Origin of the sequence: Stenotrophomonas sp. STK17_22 (genome assembly GCF_051983905.1) — a bacterium.
GTDB lineage: Bacteria > Pseudomonadota > Gammaproteobacteria > Xanthomonadales > Xanthomonadaceae > Stenotrophomonas > Stenotrophomonas maltophilia_A.
Genome location: NZ_CP197010.1, coordinates 4,462,091 through 4,480,346, shown reverse-complemented (window position 1 = coordinate 4,480,346; position 18,256 = coordinate 4,462,091). Strand labels below are relative to the sequence as shown.

Annotated in this window: 14 protein-coding genes; 13 read left to right on the top strand and 1 reads right to left on the bottom strand. The window is 67.1% G+C overall.

Annotated features, from left to right (window positions below; genetic code table 11):
• Positions 1–264 precede the first annotated feature (264 nt).
• The 9 genes from ACSYS9_RS20850 (at position 265) to ACSYS9_RS20810 (ending at position 12,209) form a co-directional block, all read left to right on the top strand.
• On the top strand, positions 265–1,311 hold the full coding sequence (locus ACSYS9_RS20850; protein WP_005419402.1) for a rod shape-determining protein: 1,047 nt from the start codon (positions 265–267) through the stop codon (positions 1,309–1,311).
• A gap of 121 nt (positions 1,312–1,432) precedes the next feature.
• On the top strand, positions 1,433–2,470 hold the full coding sequence (mreC, locus tag ACSYS9_RS20845; RefSeq protein WP_071229569.1) for a rod shape-determining protein MreC: 1,038 nt from the start codon (positions 1,433–1,435) through the stop codon (positions 2,468–2,470).
• On the top strand, positions 2,467–2,952 hold the full coding sequence (gene mreD / locus ACSYS9_RS20840; protein ID WP_049463232.1) for a rod shape-determining protein MreD: 486 nt from the start codon (positions 2,467–2,469) through the stop codon (positions 2,950–2,952). The genes mreC and mreD overlap by 4 nt, the downstream gene beginning before the upstream one ends.
• Positions 2,953–2,955: 3 nt before the next feature.
• The gene (gene mrdA, locus ACSYS9_RS20835; RefSeq protein ID WP_071229568.1) at positions 2,956–5,031 is read left to right on the top strand and encodes a penicillin-binding protein 2; all 2,076 of its coding nucleotides are present in this window, start codon (positions 2,956–2,958) and stop codon (positions 5,029–5,031) included.
• Positions 5,028–6,140, top strand: coding sequence for a rod shape-determining protein RodA (gene rodA / locus ACSYS9_RS20830; protein ID WP_032130317.1), 1,113 nt, complete (start codon positions 5,028–5,030; stop codon positions 6,138–6,140). Before mrdA ends, rodA (ACSYS9_RS20830) begins: the two co-directional genes overlap by 4 nt.
• 192 nt (positions 6,141–6,332) lie before the next feature.
• The gene (rodA, locus tag ACSYS9_RS20825; protein ID WP_049421382.1) at positions 6,333–7,412 is read left to right on the top strand and encodes a rod shape-determining protein RodA; all 1,080 of its coding nucleotides are present in this window, start codon (positions 6,333–6,335) and stop codon (positions 7,410–7,412) included.
• Between the two features lie 1,059 nt (positions 7,413–8,471).
• Positions 8,472–9,617 carry a lytic murein transglycosylase B gene (mltB, locus tag ACSYS9_RS20820; RefSeq protein ID WP_071229500.1) on the top strand — a complete coding sequence of 382 codons (1,146 nt, stop codon included), beginning with the start codon at positions 8,472–8,474 and terminating at the stop codon, positions 9,615–9,617.
• Positions 9,614–10,888, top strand: coding sequence for a septal ring lytic transglycosylase RlpA family protein (locus ACSYS9_RS20815; RefSeq protein WP_071229501.1), 1,275 nt, complete (start codon positions 9,614–9,616; stop codon positions 10,886–10,888). Before mltB ends, ACSYS9_RS20815 begins: the two co-directional genes overlap by 4 nt.
• Before the next feature lie 100 nt (positions 10,889–10,988).
• Positions 10,989–12,209 carry a D-alanyl-D-alanine carboxypeptidase family protein gene (locus ACSYS9_RS20810; RefSeq protein ID WP_032130313.1) on the top strand — a complete coding sequence of 407 codons (1,221 nt, stop codon included), beginning with the start codon at positions 10,989–10,991 and terminating at the stop codon, positions 12,207–12,209.
• Between the two features lie 174 nt (positions 12,210–12,383).
• Here the strand turns inward: ACSYS9_RS20810 and ACSYS9_RS20805 are convergent, their stop codons facing one another.
• Positions 12,384–13,457 carry a lipid A deacylase LpxR family protein gene (locus ACSYS9_RS20805; RefSeq protein WP_032130312.1) on the bottom strand — a complete coding sequence of 358 codons (1,074 nt, stop codon included), beginning with the start codon at positions 13,455–13,457 and terminating at the stop codon, positions 12,384–12,386.
• 260 nt (positions 13,458–13,717) lie between these two features.
• On the opposite strand from ACSYS9_RS20805, the gene ACSYS9_RS20800 reads away from it, so the two are divergent.
• The 4 genes from ACSYS9_RS20800 (at position 13,718) to ACSYS9_RS20785 (ending at position 18,219) form a co-directional block, all read left to right on the top strand.
• Positions 13,718–13,996 (top strand): YbeD family protein, encoded by a 279-nt coding sequence (locus ACSYS9_RS20800; protein WP_005411067.1) that lies wholly within the window; start codon positions 13,718–13,720, stop codon positions 13,994–13,996.
• Entirely contained in the window at positions 13,984–14,694 is a 711-nt protein-coding gene (gene lipB, locus ACSYS9_RS20795) for a lipoyl(octanoyl) transferase LipB (protein WP_032130311.1), read from the top strand. The genes ACSYS9_RS20800 and lipB overlap by 13 nt, the downstream gene beginning before the upstream one ends.
• An 18-nt stretch (positions 14,695–14,712) precedes the next feature.
• Positions 14,713–15,723, top strand: a complete 1,011-nt coding sequence (gene lipA / locus ACSYS9_RS20790; RefSeq protein ID WP_071229502.1) for a lipoyl synthase — start codon at positions 14,713–14,715, stop codon at positions 15,721–15,723.
• Between the two features lie 318 nt (positions 15,724–16,041).
• The gene (locus tag ACSYS9_RS20785) at positions 16,042–18,219 is read left to right on the top strand and encodes a carboxy terminal-processing peptidase (protein WP_032130309.1); all 2,178 of its coding nucleotides are present in this window, start codon (positions 16,042–16,044) and stop codon (positions 18,217–18,219) included.
• Positions 18,220–18,256 lie beyond the last annotated feature (37 nt).

The following is an 18,256-nucleotide window of genomic DNA, read 5'->3' as shown; positions in this document are numbered from 1 at the left end:
GAATTTTGGGGTGGGCCGGCCCGGTTCGGCGGGCAAGCAAACGGCGCCCTTGGGCGCCCGACGGCGCAAAGGTTACCCGCTGGTGCCGCTCAGGGCCAGAACCGGGTGAGACCCGATCAGGCCGAAAGCCTGTGAAGACGCGGGTTCAGCTAGTTTTTTCCTTGCTCGGCGGCAGGCGGGTTGCTAGGCTTGTCGGCCTCGATTTCTGCCCATTTTTTCGCCATCCCGCGGCGGGCACGACACCCCTCAGGACTCCTTCCTCAGATGTTCAAGAAACTCCGTGGCATGTTCTCCAACGACCTGTCCATCGACCTGGGCACGGCCAACACCCTCATCTACGTGCGCGGGCAGGGGATCGTGCTGAACGAGCCATCGGTCGTGGCCGTGCGTCAGGACCGTGCCATTGGTGGCACCCGCTCGGTGGCAGCCGTAGGCGCCGAAGCCAAGCAGATGCTTGGCCGTACCCCGGGCCACATCACCACCATCCGCCCGATGAAGGACGGCGTCATCGCCGATTTCACCTACACCGAGGCGATGCTCAAGCACTTCATCAAGAAGGTGCACAAGTCGCGCGTGCTGCGCCCGAGCCCGCGCGTGCTGGTCTGCGTGCCGGCCGGCTCGACCCAGGTCGAGCGCCGCGCGATCAAGGAATCGGCCGAGGAAGCCGGTGCCCGTGACGTGTTCCTGATCGAAGAACCGATGGCCGCTGCGATCGGCGCCGGCATGCCGGTCACCGAAGCTCGTGGCTCGATGGTCATCGACATCGGCGGCGGCACCACCGAAGTTGCGGTGATCTCGCTCAACGGCATCGTCTATTCGGCCTCGGTCCGCATCGGCGGCGACCGCTTCGACGAGTCGATCACCAACTACGTGCGCCGCAACCACGGCATGCTGATCGGTGAAGCCACCGCCGAGCGCATCAAGGTCGAGCTGGGCTGCGCCTACCCGCAGGCGGAAGTGATCGAGATGGAAATCTCCGGCCGCAACCTCGCCGAGGGCGTGCCGAAGATGATCAAGATCAGCTCCAACGAAGTGCTCGAGGCCCTGCACGAACCGCTGTCGGGCATCGTCAGCGCGGTCAAGCTGGCGCTGGAGCAGACCCCGCCGGAACTGTGCGCCGACGTCGCCGAGCGCGGCATCGTGCTGACCGGTGGTGGCGCCCTGCTGCGTGACCTGGACCGCCTGATTTCCGAGGAAACCGGCCTGCACGTGCAGGTGGCGGACGATCCGCTGACCTGCGTGGCCCGCGGCGGTGGCCGTGCGCTGGAGCTGGTCGACATGCACGGCAACGAGTTCTTTGCGCCGGAATAAGCCGTCCCGGCTGCCTGCGCCCGCAGCGCCCCTCCGGGGTGCGGCCCACCATGAGGGTAGGCCGGCACCGGCGGGGCGTCCGCGTGTTTCCCTTCCGCCTTCTGCCAGTTGAATCGTTGCCGTGCCGCCCTACGCCGGACCTCCCGTTGCTTCCCGATCCGGTGATGCCGCCAGCCCGCTGCGTCTGCTGGCTTATCTCGCACTGGCCATCACCCTGATCGTGCTTGACGACCAGGCCGGCTGGCTTGCGCAGCTGCGCGGGCAGGCCAACAGCCTGGTGCAGCCGGTATGGGCACTGGCGGGACTGCCGGGCAAGCTCGGCAACCAGGTCAAGGACTCGGCGGCCAGCCACGGCCAGCTGGTCAACGAGAACCGTGAACTGCGCAACCAGCTGCTGCTGGCCAACGCCCGCCTGACCCGCCTGCAGACCGCCGCGTTGGACAACGCCCAGCTGCGTGAACTGCTGAACGTGGCCGAGCGCAGTGGCCTGGACGTGCAGCTGGCGCCGATCCTGGACATCGACCTGGATCCGGTGAAGCAGCGCCTGGTGCTCGACGCCGGCAGCCGCGAAGGCGTGCACGTCGGCCAGGCGGTGATCGATGCCGGCGGTCTGATGGGCCAGGTGATCAGCGTCACTGGCGGTACCTCCACCGTGCTGCTGCTGACCGACCCCGACCATGCCGTGCCGGTGACGGTGGCCCGCAACGGCGTTCGCCTGATCGTCTACGGCCGCGGCGACAAGCTGGAACTGCGCGACATCCCGCTCAGCGCCGGCGTGGAGGTGGGCGATGAGATCGTCACCTCCGGCCTCGGTGGCCGCTTCCCGGCCGGGTTCCCGGTCGGCACCATCACCGGCCTGCGCCCGGACGACACGCACGCCTTCCTGGTCGGCGAACTGAAGCCGGCGGCGCAGCTGGACCGCGGCCGCGACGTGCTGCTGCTGCGCCCGGGTGCAGCAATTCGCTTGCCTGCGGCCAGCGAATTGCTTCAGCCAAGTTTGCCTTCGGCAAACCAGGCTGCCGGGGGGGCGTCCCACCTTACCCCCGCGCCTTCGGCGCGCCCCCCTCAACAAGAGGGGGGCTCTCCACCCGATGCTGGGTCGGCGACGGTAGTGCCGGCCGCTGGCCGGCAACCGACCGCGCCGGAGGCCCAGCGATGAGCCGCCTGCGCGACAACCCGTGGGTGCTGCCGGCCAGCCTGGTGGTGGCGCTGCTGCTGGGCCTGCTGCCGTTGCCGGCGCTGCTGCAGCCGCTGCGCCCGTACTGGTTGGCGCTGGTGCTCGCGTACTGGGTGATTGAAGCGCCTGAGCGTGTCGGCCTGGGCGTCGCTTTCGCCAGTGGCGTGATCGCCGATCTGCTGTACGGCGGTGTACTCGGCGAACAGGCGCTGCGGCTGGTGATGCTGGCCTTCATCCTGCAGCGCTTCCGCGCCCGCATCCGCTTCTTCCCGATGTCCCAGCAGATGCTGGCCATCGGCGGCCTGCTGTTCAACGACCGCATCGTCAGCGCGCTGGTCCACATCGTGGTGGATGAGCCGACCCTGCCGTGGTCGTACTGGTGGGCACCGCTGCTGGGCATGGGCCTGTGGCCGCTGGTATTCGTGCTGCTGGACGCGGTGCGTTTCGGCAAGCGCGGGCGCTGAGCCATGATCCCGCGCCGCCAGGTCAAGAATCCGCACGCAGAAGCCGAACAGTTCCGCCGCCGCGCGGCGCTGGGCTTCCTGGGTGTGCTGGTCTGCCTGCTGGGCCTGGGCGGCTGGTACTTCAAGCTGCAGGTGCTGGACCACGACGTCTACGCCACGCGCTCGGAAGCCAACCGCATCAAGCCGCGGCCGGTGGTGCCCGGGCGCGGCATGATCTACGACCGCAACGGCCGCCTGCTGGCCGAGAACGTGCCGGCCTTCCGCCTGGACGTGACCCCGGACAAGGTCAAGGACATGGACGCCACCCTGGAAGGGCTGGCGAAGATCATCAGCATCAGCCCGGAAGAACTGGAAGCGTTCAACAAGTCGCGCAAGGCGCGCCGCAAGTTCCTGCCGGTCACGCTGAAGCTGCGCATGAGCGACGAGGAGATGGCGCGCTTTGCCGTCGACCGCTGGCGCTTCCCCGGCGTCGAGCTGGAACCCTACCTGACCCGTCGCTATCCCTATGGCGATCTGTTCGCGCACATCATCGGTTACGTCGGCCGCGTCGATGACAAGGACCTGGAAATCCTCGGCGAGGGCAATGCCGCGCTGACCCACATCGGCAAGTCCGGCCTGGAGCGTTATTACGAGCAGCAGCTGCGCGGCAAGGTCGGCTACGAGCAGGTCGAGACCAACGTGCAGGGGCGTGCGATCCGCACCATCGGCCGCGTCGCCGCGCAGTCCGGCGCCGACCTGCGGCTGTCGATCGACGCCGACCTGCAGCGCGCCATGGTGGCCGCCTTCGGCGACCAGGAAGGCTCGGCGGTGGCGATGGACCCGCGTACCGGCGAGGTGCTGGCGATGGTCAGCCTGCCGTCCTACGACCCCAATCTGTTCGTCAACGGTATTTCCCATGCCGACTTCAAGGCGCTGAACGACAACCCGTCGCGGCCGCAGTTCAACCGCCTGGTGCTGGGTGGCGTCGCCCCCGGTTCCACGCTGAAGCCGCTGATCGGCCTGGCCGGCCTCGATTCCGGCGTGCGCCGCCCGGAAGACAAGGTGCTGTCCACCGGCATGTTCTACCTGCCCGGCACCTCGCGTGGCTGGGGTGACTCGCACCGCGGCGGCCACGGCTGGACCGACCTGCGCAAGTCGATCGCGCAATCGGTCAACACGTATTACTACAAGCTGGCGCTGGATCTGGGCATCGAGCGCTTCGACCATTACATGGAGTACTACGGCTTCGGCCAGCCGACCGGCATCGACCTGACCGGCGAGATCGGCGGCATCCTGCCGTCGCCGGCCTACAAGCGGAAGAGCCGCAAGGAAGCCTGGTATCCGGGTGATACAGTCAACATCAGCATCGGCCAGGGTGACTGGAAGGTCACTCCGCTGCAGCTGGCGCGGGGCGTCAGTGGGCTGGCCAACGGGCAGCTGCGCACGCCCCATCTGGTGATCCAGCAGCGTGCGGGGTTCGACCATGACTGGATGGCGACCGACCCGGGCGAGAGCAAACCGGTCAGCCCGAACCCGAACAACCTGCAGGCGGTGCGCGAAGGCATGATGGCCACCATGCTGCCTGGCGGCAGCGCTGCGCGAATGGCGGCTGGCGCGCCGTACACGATGGCTGGCAAGACCGGTACCGCGCAGGTCGTCAGCCGCAAGGGCACCGCCGCAGTAAACCCGAAGAGCCTGCCGATGCACCTGCGCCACCGCGCGCTGTTCGTCGGTTTCGCGCCGGTCGACCAGCCGGTGATCGCGCTGGCGATCGCGGTGGAGGGTGGTGGTTACGGCGGTGCGGCGGCCGCACCGATCGCACGCAAGGTGTTCGACGCCTACCTGCTGGGCAAGATGCCCGAAGGCATGCAGCCGCTGGACAGCGAGCGCGGCACCACCGCCATCGGTGCAACCGCATTCGACAACGAAGATGTGGGCGCGCGCCAGGCCGGTGACCTTGCTGCGGCACAACTGGGGGAACACCCCGTGCTGATTGGCGTGCCTGCGCCGGAACCGGCACCCGCACCGCAGCCGGGGACGCCGGCCGCCGCGGCGCTGCCGACCACGCCACGCCCGACCACCGCGGAGCCCGCACGATGAGAGTGTTCCTGCGTTGGGCCGGCGACATGCTGCGCCGCTTTTTCAGCACGCTGGACTGGGTACTGTGCCTGGCCCTGGGCGCGCTGATGGTGATCGGCCTGGCCACCTTGAAGAGTGCCGGTGGCGACGGCCTGGTGATGGCCCAGGGCGCGCGCTTTGCAGTGGGCATGGCCGCGCTGTGGGGCATCTCACGGGTACCGATCCTGCGCATTCGCTCGGCAACACCGATGATCTACGCGATCTCGATGATCCCGTTGCTGGCGGTGTTCGTGCTGGGCACCGGCAAGTACGGGCGGCAGTGGCTGGACCTGAAGTTCTTCTACCTGCAGCCGGCCGAACTGCTGAAGGTCAGCCTGCCGATGATGGTGGCCTGGTATCTGCACAAGATGCCGTTGCCACCGCGCTTCAATACCGTACTCGTGTCCCTGGTCATCATCGGCGTACCGACCGGCCTGGTGATGCTGCAGCCGGACTTCGGCACCGGCGTGCTGATCGCCGCCAGTGGCGTGTTCGTGCTGCTGCTGGCCGGCTTGCCGTGGTGGTGGGTTGGCCTGGGCGTGGGCGGTGTGGCCGCGGTCGCACCGGTGGCCTGGTTCTGGCTGCTGCGGCCGTACCAGAAGGACCGCATCATGATGTTCCTGGACCCGGAGATGGATGCGCTGGGTGCTGGCTGGAACATCATCCAGTCGAAGATCGCGATCGGTTCCGGTGGCTTCGATGGCAAGGGCTGGGGCGAGGGCTCGCAGTCACATCTGAACTTCATTCCCGAGCAGACCACCGACTTCGCGTTCTCGGTGCTGAGCGAGGAGTTCGGCTGGATCGGCGTGGCCACCGTGCTGGCGCTGTACCTGGTGGTGATCGGGCGCTGCCTGTGGATCGCCAGCCAGTCGCGCGATTCCTATTCGCGCCTGCTGGCCGGCGCCACCGGCCTGGCGTTCTTCGTCTACGTGCTGGTGAACGGCGGGATGATCTCCGGCCTGCTGCCGGTGGTGGGCGTGCCGATGCCGCTGATCAGCTATGGCGGTACCTCGGCGGTCTCGCTGCTGGCCGGCTTCGGGTTGGTGATGGCCGTGCGTAGCCACAATCCAGTGCACGGCGGCTACGGGTAACAACGGCCGCGCCTTTCATCGCGCTTCCATATGCTCGATTGCTTCTCGCTGTTCTGTAGAGTCGAGCCGTGCTCGACTGCTTCTGCTGCATGAAGGGCAGTCGAGCACGGCTCGACTCTACAGACGCAGAAGCACCCTGACAGCTTCACGCAAGCGCGCGTTGTTACCGTGGCCAGCGTGGACTGGAAACGAATGCTTGGCGGCTGCCGTGAGGCGGTGCGCACGATCGACCTGCCGTTGCTGGTCGCGCTGTTGATCCTGATGGGCGCGGGGCTGGCGGTGCTGCACAGCGTGTCCGGTCCGGTCACCGGGCAGGCGGCGCGCTTCGCCGGTGGCCTGCTGGCGATGTGGCTGCTGTCGCGTGTTTCGCTGCTGCGCCTGCGCGCGTGGACACCGGCGCTGTACGCGCTGTCGATGCTGCCGCTGATGGCGGTGTATGTGATCGGCACCGGCAAGTACGGGCAGCGCTGGCTCAACCTCGGCGTCTTCTACCTGCAGCCCTCCGAGCTGCTCAAGCTCAGCCTGCCGTTGATGATGGCCTGGTACCTGCACCGGCAACCGCTGCCACCGTCACCACGCACGGTACTGACGGCCGCAGTGCTGATCGGCGTTCCCGCCGTGCTGATCCTGATGCAGCCCAACCTCGGCACCGCCACGCTGGTCACCGCCAGCGGCGTGTTCGCGTTGTTGCTGGCGGGCCTGCACTGGGGCTGGGTGGCCACCGGCGCGGTGGGGCTGGCGGTGGCCGCGCCACTGGCCTGGCTCGGCGTGTTGCGGCAGTACCAGAAGGATCGCGTACTGACCTTCCTCGACCCGGCAGCAGACCCGCTCGGCACCGGCTGGAACATCCTGCAGTCGCGCATCGCGATCGGTTCCGGTGGCTGGCAGGGACGTGGCTGGGGGCAGGGCACCCAGGCCACGCTGGATTTCCTGCCCGAGTACACCACCGACTTCGCGTTTTCGGTGCTGGCCGAGGAATTCGGCTGGATCGGTGTGGCGACGCTGTTCGCGCTGTACCTGTTCGTGGTCGGGCGTTGCCTGTGGATCGCAGTGCACGCGCGCGACACCCATGCGCGGTTGCTGGCCGGCAGCCTGGGGCTGGCGTTCTTCGTCTACGTATTGGTGAACGGTGGAATGATTTCCGGCCTGCTGCCGGTGGTGGGCATTCCGATGCCGTTGATCAGTTATGGCGGGACATCAGCGGTCTCGCTGCTGGCCGGCATCGGACTGGTGATGGCGGTGCGTGGGCACCGGCCCGTGCACGGGGGATAGGGTTTCCAGCCAACGGCGCAGCCCCTCGTGGGTGGTCGTGTAACGCGGCTCATGTGTGGGGCGGGCGCGGTGGGTTCGCGGGACACGCCGTAAACCCGTCCTTGGGGGCTCGATGGCGCCATCCATGGCGCCAACGGTCCCGCGAACCCACCGCGCCCGCCCCCTGACAGTTTTCGGGCGTGTCCACCCACGGAAAAGAAAAAGAAGATCAAAAGCAAAACCAGCTTGGCCGCCCGCTTCATTGCTTCCTGTAGAGCCGAAGGCAGCGGCAGGAGCCGCTGCCAACGTCGCCCATGGCGACGGCCCGAAGGGTGCCGGTCAGGACGACCGGCATAGCCATGCTCGGCTCTCGAGCAAGCGCAGCGCGCGACCCGCTTGTGATCTTCTCTTTCTTCTCCGTGGGTGGCAGACCACCGAAATCTGTCAGAGGGCGGTCGGGTTGGGTATGCGGGGGTGTCAGCCGCATGGATGCGGCTGCCAAGCCTCCAGGGACGGATTCACGGCGTCCCCCGCGTACCCAACCCGACCGGCCCAGCGGCGGCTTCTGCTTTCCGCAACACACCCCACCCACGAGGGGCTGCGCCGTTGGCTGGAAACTTCCTGACTCTGCGCAACGCCCGTTGTGGAAGCGTTCTCACAACGATGCACGGCAGCACGCCCACTGACCAAAGTCCGGAAAAAGCGTTAGCTGGTTCACACTTTTACAGCGCGTTGATCCTGATCAATGGACTTGTCGTAATCGGCCTGCACAATGGCGGCCCGTTCGGCACGGCGCGCCGTCAATCGTTGCAGCGCGAGGGGGCGTCGGGCGGGAAGCAGTACTGATCCAACGGGTACAGGGAGCGCGGAGCACTGCCACTGGGGAGCGGCAGCCGCGCGGGTACCGACCGGATCCGGTCGCCGGTTGCGTCTGCGGGGATGGGGACGCAACCGGCAACCTCTATCTGAATGGGGAAGTGTGATCACGACGTCTTCACATTTCCCGCTGCTCGCAGGCAAATCGTTGTGATTCATGGTGTTAGGGGTTTTAATTCATCCATGACCTGCTAACCTGCGACGATGATTCGACGCACTCTGGCCTGCATGCTCACCCTCGGCCTGGTCGCCTGCGCGACCCAGCCGAAGTCCCCACCGTCTTCGCCCCAGGCCAGCAGTACGCCGCGCCAGCCCGCCGCCAAGGCCCATGGCCCGGCCGAGGCCGCGCCCGAAGCTGCTGCCGCCACCGCGCCGCCGGTCGATCTCACCCCGGTGCCGTTCGAGGTCGCACGGGCCCGCTTCATTGCCGATACCGCCAAGCGCTATGGCCTGAAGCCGGAGCAGATCAGCAGCGTGCTCGACCAGGCGCAGGTGCGCCAGCCGATCATCGCCGCGATGTCGCGCCCGGCCGAACGGGTCAAGCCGTGGAACGAGTACCGGCCGATGTTCATCAGCAAGGCACGCATCGATGGCGGCCGCGCGTTCCTGGCCCAGCATCGCGCCGAACTGGATCGCGTCCAGCAGCGCACCGGTGTGCCGGCCGAGGTGATCGTGGCGATCATCGGCGTGGAAACCAGCTACGGCAAGAATGCCGGCAGCCATCGCGTGCTCGATGCGCTGTACACGCTGGCGTTCTATTACCCGCGTAGCGGCGACCCGGCCAAGCTGGAACGCGAAGTGCGCCGCGAGCTGTTCTTCCGCGATGAGCTGGCCAAGCTGTTCGAGCTGAGCCGCGAAGAAAACCTGGACATCACCACGCTCAAGGGCAGCTATGCCGGCGCGATGGGCATGGGCCAGTTCATGCCGTCCAGCTACCTCGATTACGCCGTGGACGGTAATGGCGATGGCCGTCGCGACCTGTTCACCAGCTACGACGACGTGTTCTCGTCCATCGCCAACTACTTCGTGAAGAAGGGCGGCTGGGTGCGTGGCGGGCAGGTGGCCGTGCCGGCCACGCTGGCGCCGGGCCGCGAGGAGTTCAATCCGACCGAATGGATGCCGACCTGGTCGCTGGCCGACCTGGCGAAGCGTGGCTACCAGCCCAGCGCAGCGGTGCAGCCGGGCGCCACCGCCACGCCGATCACGCTTGAAGGCAGCACCGGCAAGCAGTACTGGCTGGGCTTCCAGAACTACTACGCGATCACCCGCTACAACCTCTCGAAGATGTACGCGATGGCCGTGTTCCAGTTGTCCCAGGCCATCGCCGGACAGGAGCTGCCCCCGGCATGAACATCAGATGGCTGGTCCCAGGCTTGATCGTCCTCGCGCTGGCTGCCTGCAGCAGCGCGCCGAAGAAGCCGGCCACGGCCGGCCATGGTGGCAAGTCCGGCGGCACTCTGGTGCAGGGTCGTGGCTCGCGCCCGGCACACTGCCCGGAAGGGTCGCCGTACGCGGCGGCCAAGGAAGACCTGAGCACCCGCGGCAATTACACCGCTGGTGGCCTGTACAAGCCGGGCGTGCGCGACAGCACGCCGGATTACATTCCCAACGTGGCCTGCATTCCCGAGCCGGAAGTGACCGCCGAGGAGCGCTCGGCGATCGGCAACAAGTCGCCGTACGTGGTGCTGGGCAAGTCGTACAAGGTGCTCGACGATACCCGCAACTATGTCGAGCGTGGCACTGCGTCGTACTACGGTGCCAAGTTCCACGGCCGCCTGACCTCCAACCGTGAGGTCTACGACATGTACCAGTTCACCGCTGCGCACAAGACGCTGCCGCTGCCCAGCTTCGCCCGCGTGACCAACCTCGACAACGGTGAGTCGGTGATCGTGCGCGTCAACGATCGCGGTCCGTTCCATGATGGCCGCGTGGTCGATCTCAGCTATGCCGCCGCTGTGCGCCTGGGCATCACCCAGCGCGGCACCGGCAACGTGGAAGTGCGCGCGCTGCAGCCGGGTGAGGGCAACCTGCTGGCGCAGAAGCCGTCGCGCCGCGAGCGTCGTGCTGCGGAAGCGGCCGCCGCCAGCGCTGTAGCCAGTGCGCGCCCGGCACCGACCGCGCGTGCCGCCGCCGACAGCGACATCGATCGCCTGGTCAAGGGGCTGCCGGCCGATGGCATGCCGGCGCGTGGCCAGCCGGCCACCACCCAGGGCGTGGCCAGCACCGTGCCGGATGTGGCGGTCAGCAGCCTGCCGCCGAGTGCTCCGCCGGTGCGCAGCACCGCATACGCGCCAGCTCCGGCGGTCGTTGCCAGTACCACGCCGCGCGCCGCTGCGCAGGCACCGGTCCGCACCGCCGCCGCTACCCCCAGCCTGTCGCAGCAGGTGGTGGGCGCAGTCATGGTGCAGGTTGCCAGCTTCTCCAACCGTGACAACGCCAACCGCGCGATGGGCCAGCTCAACGCCGCCGGCATCGTCGGTGCCACCATCAGTGACATCGCCGCCGGTGGCCGTACCCTGTTCCGCCTGCGCGTTCCCGCCAGCGACCATGCCAGTGCCGCGGAACTTGTCGGCCGCATCGCCGGTCTGGGGCTGGGTTCGCCGCAGATCGTCAAGGATTGATCCACCCGGGCCGGTGCTGCCGGCCCATGCTGCCCCGGCCTTACAATGGCCGCTACGTTCCACCCTCCATTCCCGGCCGTCCCCTGGAGCCTGCTGTCCAATGAATTTCCGTTCCGCCGCCACCGCCCTGGCCGCCACCCTGGTGGTGGGCCTGGCTTCCGCCCAGACGCCGCTGCCGACTCCGGCCACGCCGGCGCCTGCCGCCGCCGCTGCCGCCCCAGCCACCGTCGCCACTCCGCCGGCGCCGGCGCCGAGCGTGTCCAAGGCCTGGGTGCTGATGGATTACGCCACCGGCCAGGTGCTGGCCGGTGAAAACATCAACGAACAGCTGGCTCCGGCCAGCATCACCAAGGTGATGACGTCCTACGTGATCGCCGCCGAGGTCAAGAACGGCAAGGTCCGTGCGGATGACCAGGTGATGATGAGCGAGCGCGCCTGGCGCGAAGGTGGCGCGGGTACCGATGGCAGCTACAGCGGCTTCCCGGTCAACCAGACCGCGCGCCTGGAAGACATGGAAAAGGGCATGGCGATCCAGTCCGGCAACGACGCCGCGATTGCCCTGGCCGAGCATGTGGCTGGCAGCGAGGAAGCCTTTGCGTCGCTGATGAACAGCTATGCCGCGAAGATCGGCATGAAGAATTCGCACTTCGTCAACGCCCATGGCCTGACTGCGCAGGGCCACCACAGCACCGCCTACGACCTGGCGCTGCTGGGCCGTGCGATGGTGCGCGATTACCCGGAAACCTACGCGTACAACAAGATCAAGGAATTCCAGGTCGGCAACATCAAGCAGCCGAACCGCAACCTGCTGCTGTGGCGCGATGGCAGCGTGGACGGCATCAAGACCGGCCACACTTCCGAAGCCGGTTACTGCCTGATGAGCTCGGCCCAGCGCGGCGACCAGCGCCTGATCGCCGTGGTGCTGGGCGGCCAGTCGGAAAAGCAGCGTGCCGATGACAGCCTGGCCCTGCTGAACTGGGGTTTCCGCTTCTTCGAGACCCACCGCCTGTACGAGCCGGGCAAGGCCGTGGCCGAGCACAAGGTCTGGAAGGGCACCACCGACAAGGTGCAGCTGGGTGTGGCCCAGCCGATGCTGGTGAGCGTGCCGCGCGGCCGCTACAACGACCTGAAGCCGAGCATTGACGTGCCCAAGACCCTTGAAGCACCGTTCACCGCCGGCCAGCAGATCGGCACTGTGAAGGTGATGCTGGATGGCAAGCTGGTGGCCGAAGCGCCGCTGGTGGCGGTGGCCGCCGTCGAACAGGCCGGCTTCTTCAAGCGCCTGTGGGACAGCTTCTGGATGTGGTGGGAATCGGAATGATCCACGCCCCGGCGTGGTGAAGGGAAAGGCCGGCAAATGCCGGCCTTTTCTGTTTCGGGATGCCGCTTGCGCATGAATCCTGCCGGATGTGGGTAGTGCCGGCCGCTGGCCGGCTCCTCATGAACCCATCCGGATATGCCGGCCCCGGTGTGCCGACCAACGGTCGGCACCTACCTACAGCGAGCGGCTGATGGTGAAGCTGCCGAACACTGGGGCTTCGCGCTGGCCGTTGAACTCGCGCGTGCTGTGGTAACGCGCCGCAGCGAACTTCCAGCGTCCGTACATCACCGCCACGCCATAGCCGCCGTAGGCCACCACATGGCGCTTGTCCACACTGTGGCTGTTGCGGAACGTGTTGCCATCCAGCGTGATGTCACGGATCACCCAGGCGGCGTCCGAGGTCGCGAACAGGTGCCAGGACCAGCCATTGGGACGGCCGCCGCGGGTCGGCGCAGTGTTCTCACCGGCCGGGCGCAGCGGCGTGCTGCCGAAGTCGTCCGGCAGCTTCCAGCCGAAGCGCACTTCACCGCCGAGATTGGCCTTGGTTTCCAGGTTGCCGATCGATCCGCCGTAGTGGCTGATGGCGTCCCAACCCCAGCCGTCGGCATTGACGCTGGCATCGCCCGGCCAGCGGCGCATGCGCTCATGGGTCAGCATGAACAGCGGCTCGTTGTGCAGCTGGTTGTCCCAGCCCTTGAATTTCTCGTCGCCCAGCACTTCGTGCACGGCATTCTGCACCTGCTTGCCCTGTGCCCACGGGCCAACCACGCCCAGCGTCAGCTGGGTGGTCTGCAGGCGGTCGCCGCTGCGCGCATTGAAACCGAAGTTTGCGATCAGTACGCCGGCGTAAGGGCGGTCGTCCTCGATCAGGTCCCTGCGGCTGAAATCGGTCGGGGTGAAGATGCCCTGGCCGATGCTGAAGATCATGTTCTGCTGTTCGAACTTGCCCGGATGCAGCCCTTCCAGGTACTGGTTCACCCAGCGGGCCATGCGTGGCAGGCAGGGGTCGTCGGTGTAATCGACCAGATTGGGCGAGACCAGGGTCAACAGTGCACCATTGGTATAGCCCTGGTCCTGGTGGCGGCCGCCGAACAGGTCGTTGTCAACGCGGAAATTGACCTGCGGAGGGTGGTCGCGCATCGCGTCCGGGCCACATTGTTCGGCCGCCTGGGCGGCGAGGGGGAGGGCAGCAGCCAGCAGGCCGGACAGCCCGAGGGCTGCAAGGCGGCGTTGGGAAGGGGGGCTCATGTGGAGGTTTTTTCTGTCTGTCGTTATATGCCGCGACACGGTACTCGTGCGGGCGTGATGGAACGAGCGCGTTCGAATCACTTGTCTGTTCCGAAAACGACATTGTCTCGTGAAGACAATCCTGCACTGTCCTGCGGCGCCCCAAGGGCAACGGCCAATGCTGAACGGCCGTTCAGCTGCAACGCAGCGACTCACCGGTGCACTGTTTGACGTTGATGAATACTCTTGGGTTTGTTGGCCTGCGGCCCGATAATGGGGGCATGGAAATCAAGTCCGACAACCCCGACCACGGCTTCCAGTTCCCCGGCCAGTTCGAGCTCAGTGCCATGGGCCCGGCCAACCGCGGCCTGGAACATGAGCTTCCCCGCCTGCTGCTGGCTGCCGGCATCGATGTGGTGAATGAACGCATCAGCTGGAAGCATTCCTCCAACGGCAAGTACGTGTCCGTGCGCATCGTGTTCAAGGCCGAGAGCCGCGAACAGTACGACCTGGCGCACCAGGCACTGCGCGACCACCCGGAAGTGAAGTGGACGCTGTAGCCGACAGCTGCCCGGCCGAAGCCGCCCCGGAAGACCGTGCGCCGCGCCCGGCGCTGGTCCGCGACCTCGGCCGCCAGGCCTATGAACCGGTGTGGCGCGCCATGCAGCGCTTCACCGACCAGCGCAGCGAGGCCGACGCCGATGAGCTGTGGGTGGTCGAGCACGACCCGGTATTCACCCTGGGCCAGGCCGGCAAGGACGAGCATGTGCTGGCGCCGGGCGAGATCCCGGTGCTGCACGTGGACCGCGGCGGCCAGGTGACCTATCACGGCCCCGGCCAGCTGGTGGTCTATCCGCTGCTGCGCCTGCCACGGCTGGGCATCGGTGTGCGTGACTACGTGTGCCGCATCGAGCAGGCCATCATCGATACCCTGGCTGAGTGGAACATCGGCGCCGAACGCCGCGAGGGCGCCCCGGGCGTCTACGTCGGTGGCGCCAAGATCGCCGCGCTCGGCATCCGCGTGCGCCGCGGCTGTACCTTCCATGGCCTGGCCTTCAACGTGGCCATGGACCTGGAACCTTTCCACCGCATCAACCCCTGTGGCTATCAGGGGTTGCAGGTGACCTCGGTAGTAGACTTGGGCGGGCCCTCCGGGATGGAGGCCGTCAAGCCGGTGCTGCTGGACCACCTGGCCCGCCAGTTCGGCCTGCTGCTGCAGCCCACGCCCGAACTGCCTGATCTTTCTGCGGCCGCCTGACCGCCCCCCGGAACTGCCATGACTGAAACCACCGCCCGTTCCATTCCCCTGCAGATCGTGCAGGGCGACTCTCCGTCCGCCGCGCCGTTGCAGGCCGGGGTCAAGCAGCTGGGCGGTGACAAGATCAACCGCTCGCCGGTGCAGTTCGCCGACGCGCCGGTGCTGCGCAAGCCGTCCTGGATCCGCGTGCGCATTCCTTCGGGCAATGCGGTGCAGAACCTGAAGGCCAAGCTGCGCGAGAACCGCCTGGTGACGGTGTGCGAGGAAGCCAGCTGCCCGAACATCCACGAGTGCTTCGGCCACGGCACGGCAACGTTCATGATCCTCGGCGAAGTCTGCACCCGCCGCTGCTCGTTCTGCGACGTGGCCCACGGCCGCCCGAAGCCGCCGGATGCCAACGAACCGGCCAGCCTCGGCCAGACCGTGGCCGACATGGGGCTGAAGTACGTGGTGGTGACCAGCGTCGACCGCGACGACCTGCGCGACGGCGGTGCCCAGCACTTCGTCGACTGCATCAGCGCCATCCGCGAGAAGTCGCCGGGCACCCGCATCGAAGTGCTGACCCCTGACTTCCGCGGCAAGGGCCGCATGGAGCGCGCGCTGGAGATCCTGGCGCAGAACCCGCCGGATGTGTTCAACCACAACATCGAGACCGTGCCGGACCTGTACCGCAACGTGCGCCCGGGTGCGGACTACCAGTGGTCGCTGAACCTGTTGAAGAACTTCAAGGCGCAGCACCCGGACGTGCCGACCAAGAGCGGCATCATGCTGGGCCTGGGCGAAGACTTCGAACAGATCAAGGCCACCCTGCGCGACCTGCGCGCGCACGACGTGGACATGATCACCATCGGCCAGTACCTGCAGCCGACCGCGCACCACCACCCGGTGCTGAAGTACTGGACCCCCGAGGACTACAAGGCGCTGGAAGACTACGGCTACGAGCTGGGCTTCAGCCACGTGGCCTCCGGCCCGATGGTGCGCTCGTCGTACCACGCCGACGTGCAGGCCAAGGGCGCCGGCGTCCGATAAGCGGTTGCGCGATGCGCGCTACCGCTTCCCACGCTGCGCTGCGCACACCGTGGGCCCCGGCTTACCACCACCCACACCCCCGCCGCTTCGCGGCCGCCCCCTGACTCAGGGGGCTTGCAACCCCATGCCCTCTGCAACCGGACAGACGGCGCCGCTGGGTGCGCCGCTCTTCAGCCATTCACAATTTGCTACACCGGCCCGGCTAGGCTGGTTTTCCACCGAGCGCGGCCGGGTGACAAACCCGGCAACTTTCGGCACTGTCGTGGTGTCTTAACACCCCGCAGTCTCCCCCTTGGCAAGGCGCCTTCGAGCACGTCAATGAAATTCAAAGCCCCCGCATTCCTGATGGCCCTGGCGCTGGTCGCGCCGCTGGCGCTGGCGGCCAAGGCCGATTCGCCGGCATTGCCCGCTGCGGCAACCGCCGATCAGGTGACCACCTCCAAGCTGGTGTACGGCCTGCTGTCCGACAGCCGCTACGCGTACCGCCCGCGTGCGCTGGACGAGGCCACCTCCAAGGACGTGTTCAAGCGCTACCTGGAGACGCTGGACGGCGGCAAGCAGTACTTCACCCAGGCTGACGTGGCGCGCTTCGCGCCGTTCGAAGCCAACATTTCCTCGGCCATCCGTGGCGGCGAGCTGGAGCCGGCCTTCCAGGTGTTCGCGGTCTACAAGCAGCGCGTCGGCGAACGTGTGGCCTACGCGCGCAAGCTGCTCAAGCAGGAGCCGGACTTCACCACCGACGAGCGCTTCGAATACGACCGCAAGAAGGTGCCGTGGGCGGCCAGCAGTGCAGAGCTGGATGAGCTGTGGCGCAAGTCGGTCAAGAACGACTGGCTGCGCCTGAAGCTGGCCGGCAAGAAGCCGGACGACATCCGCAAGACGCTGGACAAGCGCTACGCGACGCTGGAGAAGTCGGTCAATGAACTGAAGGGCGAAGACGTCTTCCAGTTCTTCATGAACTCGTACACCAGCGCCGTTGACCCGCACACGGATTACTTCACGCCGCGCACCGCCGAGAACTTCAACCAGGCGATGTCGCTGTCGCTGGAAGGCATTGGTGCGCAGCTGCAGCGCCAGGACGACGTGGTGGTGATCCGCGAGATCATCGCCGGTGGCCCGGCCGCAGTGGATGGCACGCTGAAGCCGGGTGACCGTATCGTCGGCGTCGGCCAGGGCAAGTCCGGCCTGGTCGAGGACGTGATCGGCTGGCGCATCGACGACGTCGTGGCCAAGATCCGCGGCGCCAAGGATACCCAGGTCAAGCTGGAGTTCATCCCGGCTGCTGAGGGCGCCGACGGCAAGCACCACACCCTGGTGCTGACCCGCCAGAAGGTGCGCCTGGCCGAACAGGCCGCCAAGGGCGAGACCATGACCATTCCGGCCGCCAATGGCGAGCCGGCGCGCAAGGTCGGCGTGATCAAGCTGCCGACCTTCTACCAGGACTTCGAAGGCCGTCGCCGCAACGCGGCCGACTACGCCTCGGCCACCCGCGACGTGGCCAAGCTGCTGGCCGGCTTCAAGAACGACAAGCTGGACGGCGTGGTGCTGGACCTGCGCAACAACGGTGGTGGTTCGCTGGATGAAGCCATTGAACTGACCGGTCTGTTCATCGAGCAGGGCCCGGTGGTGCAGGTGCGGGAGTCCGGTGGCCGCGTCACCGTCAACAGCGACCGCAACCAGGGCGTGGCATGGGACGGCCCGCTGGCAGTGCTGATCAACCGCGGTTCGGCCTCGGCTTCGGAAATCTTTGCCGGTGCCATCCAGGATTACGGCCGTGGCCTGGTGATCGGTGAGACCAGCTTCGGCAAGGGCACCGTGCAGAACATCGTCGACCTGGACCGTTGGCCGAGTGGCGAGACCCAGCGCTTCGGCCAGGTGAAGCTGACCATCGCCCAGTTCTTCCGCATCAGCGGCAGCAGCACCCAGCACAAGGGTGTGGTGCCGGACCTGGCCTTCCCGGCCAGCGTCGATGCCACCGAGTTCGGCGAGAGCACCTACGACAACGCGCTGCCGTGGACCCGCATCGCTGCCGTGCCGCACACCCAGTACGGCAACTTCGCGCCGCTGCTGCCGAAGCTGGAAACCCGCCATGACGCGCGCATCGCCGCCGACAAGGAATTCCAGTGGTGGAACGAGGACGTGCAGCAGTTCCGCACCGAGGCCGCGAAGAAGTACATCTCGCTCAACGAGGCCACCCGCCGCGCCGAGCGTGAGCGCCAGGACACCCAGCGCAAGGAGCGCCAGGCGATGCGCAAGGAGCTGGGCCTGGCCCTGGACCCGCTGGCCGATGACAGCAACGACGACGGCCTGACTGGCAACGAGCGCGACATCGTCAAGGATGCCGCCCGCGAGAAGGCTGCCGAGAAGCGTCCGGACCCGCTGCTGCGCGAGTCGGCCTCGATCCTGGCCGATGCGGTGAACCTGCTGGCCAATGATCGCCCGCTGTCGGCGCAGGTGCTGCCGCAGTCGACCGGCGCTGGTCGCTGGGCGGACTGAGCCGGCGACGGCATGTGATACCCGAGGGGCCGGCATT

Bases quoted from the DNA above. Each gene is read 5' to 3' on its own strand.
- ACSYS9_RS20850 (WP_005419402.1), top strand. From the start codon at position 265: ATGTTCAAGAAACTCCGTGGCATGTTCTCCAACGACCTGTCCATCGAC.
- mreD (WP_049463232.1), top strand. From the start codon at position 2,467: ATGAGCCGCCTGCGCGACAACCCGTGGGTGCTGCCGGCCAGCCTGGTG.
- mrdA (WP_071229568.1), top strand. From the start codon at position 2,956: ATGATCCCGCGCCGCCAGGTCAAGAATCCGCACGCAGAAGCCGAACAG.
- rodA (WP_032130317.1), top strand. From the start codon at position 5,028: ATGAGAGTGTTCCTGCGTTGGGCCGGCGACATGCTGCGCCGCTTTTTC.
- rodA (WP_049421382.1), top strand. From the start codon at position 6,333: ATGCTTGGCGGCTGCCGTGAGGCGGTGCGCACGATCGACCTGCCGTTG.
- mltB (WP_071229500.1), top strand. From the start codon at position 8,472: ATGATTCGACGCACTCTGGCCTGCATGCTCACCCTCGGCCTGGTCGCC.
- ACSYS9_RS20815 (WP_071229501.1), top strand. From the start codon at position 9,614: ATGAACATCAGATGGCTGGTCCCAGGCTTGATCGTCCTCGCGCTGGCT.
- ACSYS9_RS20810 (WP_032130313.1), top strand. From the start codon at position 10,989: ATGAATTTCCGTTCCGCCGCCACCGCCCTGGCCGCCACCCTGGTGGTG.
- ACSYS9_RS20805 (WP_032130312.1), bottom strand. From the start codon at position 13,457: ATGAGCCCCCCTTCCCAACGCCGCCTTGCAGCCCTCGGGCTGTCCGGC.
- ACSYS9_RS20800 (WP_005411067.1), top strand. From the start codon at position 13,718: ATGGAAATCAAGTCCGACAACCCCGACCACGGCTTCCAGTTCCCCGGC.
- lipA (WP_071229502.1), top strand. From the start codon at position 14,713: ATGACTGAAACCACCGCCCGTTCCATTCCCCTGCAGATCGTGCAGGGC.
- ACSYS9_RS20785 (WP_032130309.1), top strand. From the start codon at position 16,042: ATGAAATTCAAAGCCCCCGCATTCCTGATGGCCCTGGCGCTGGTCGCG.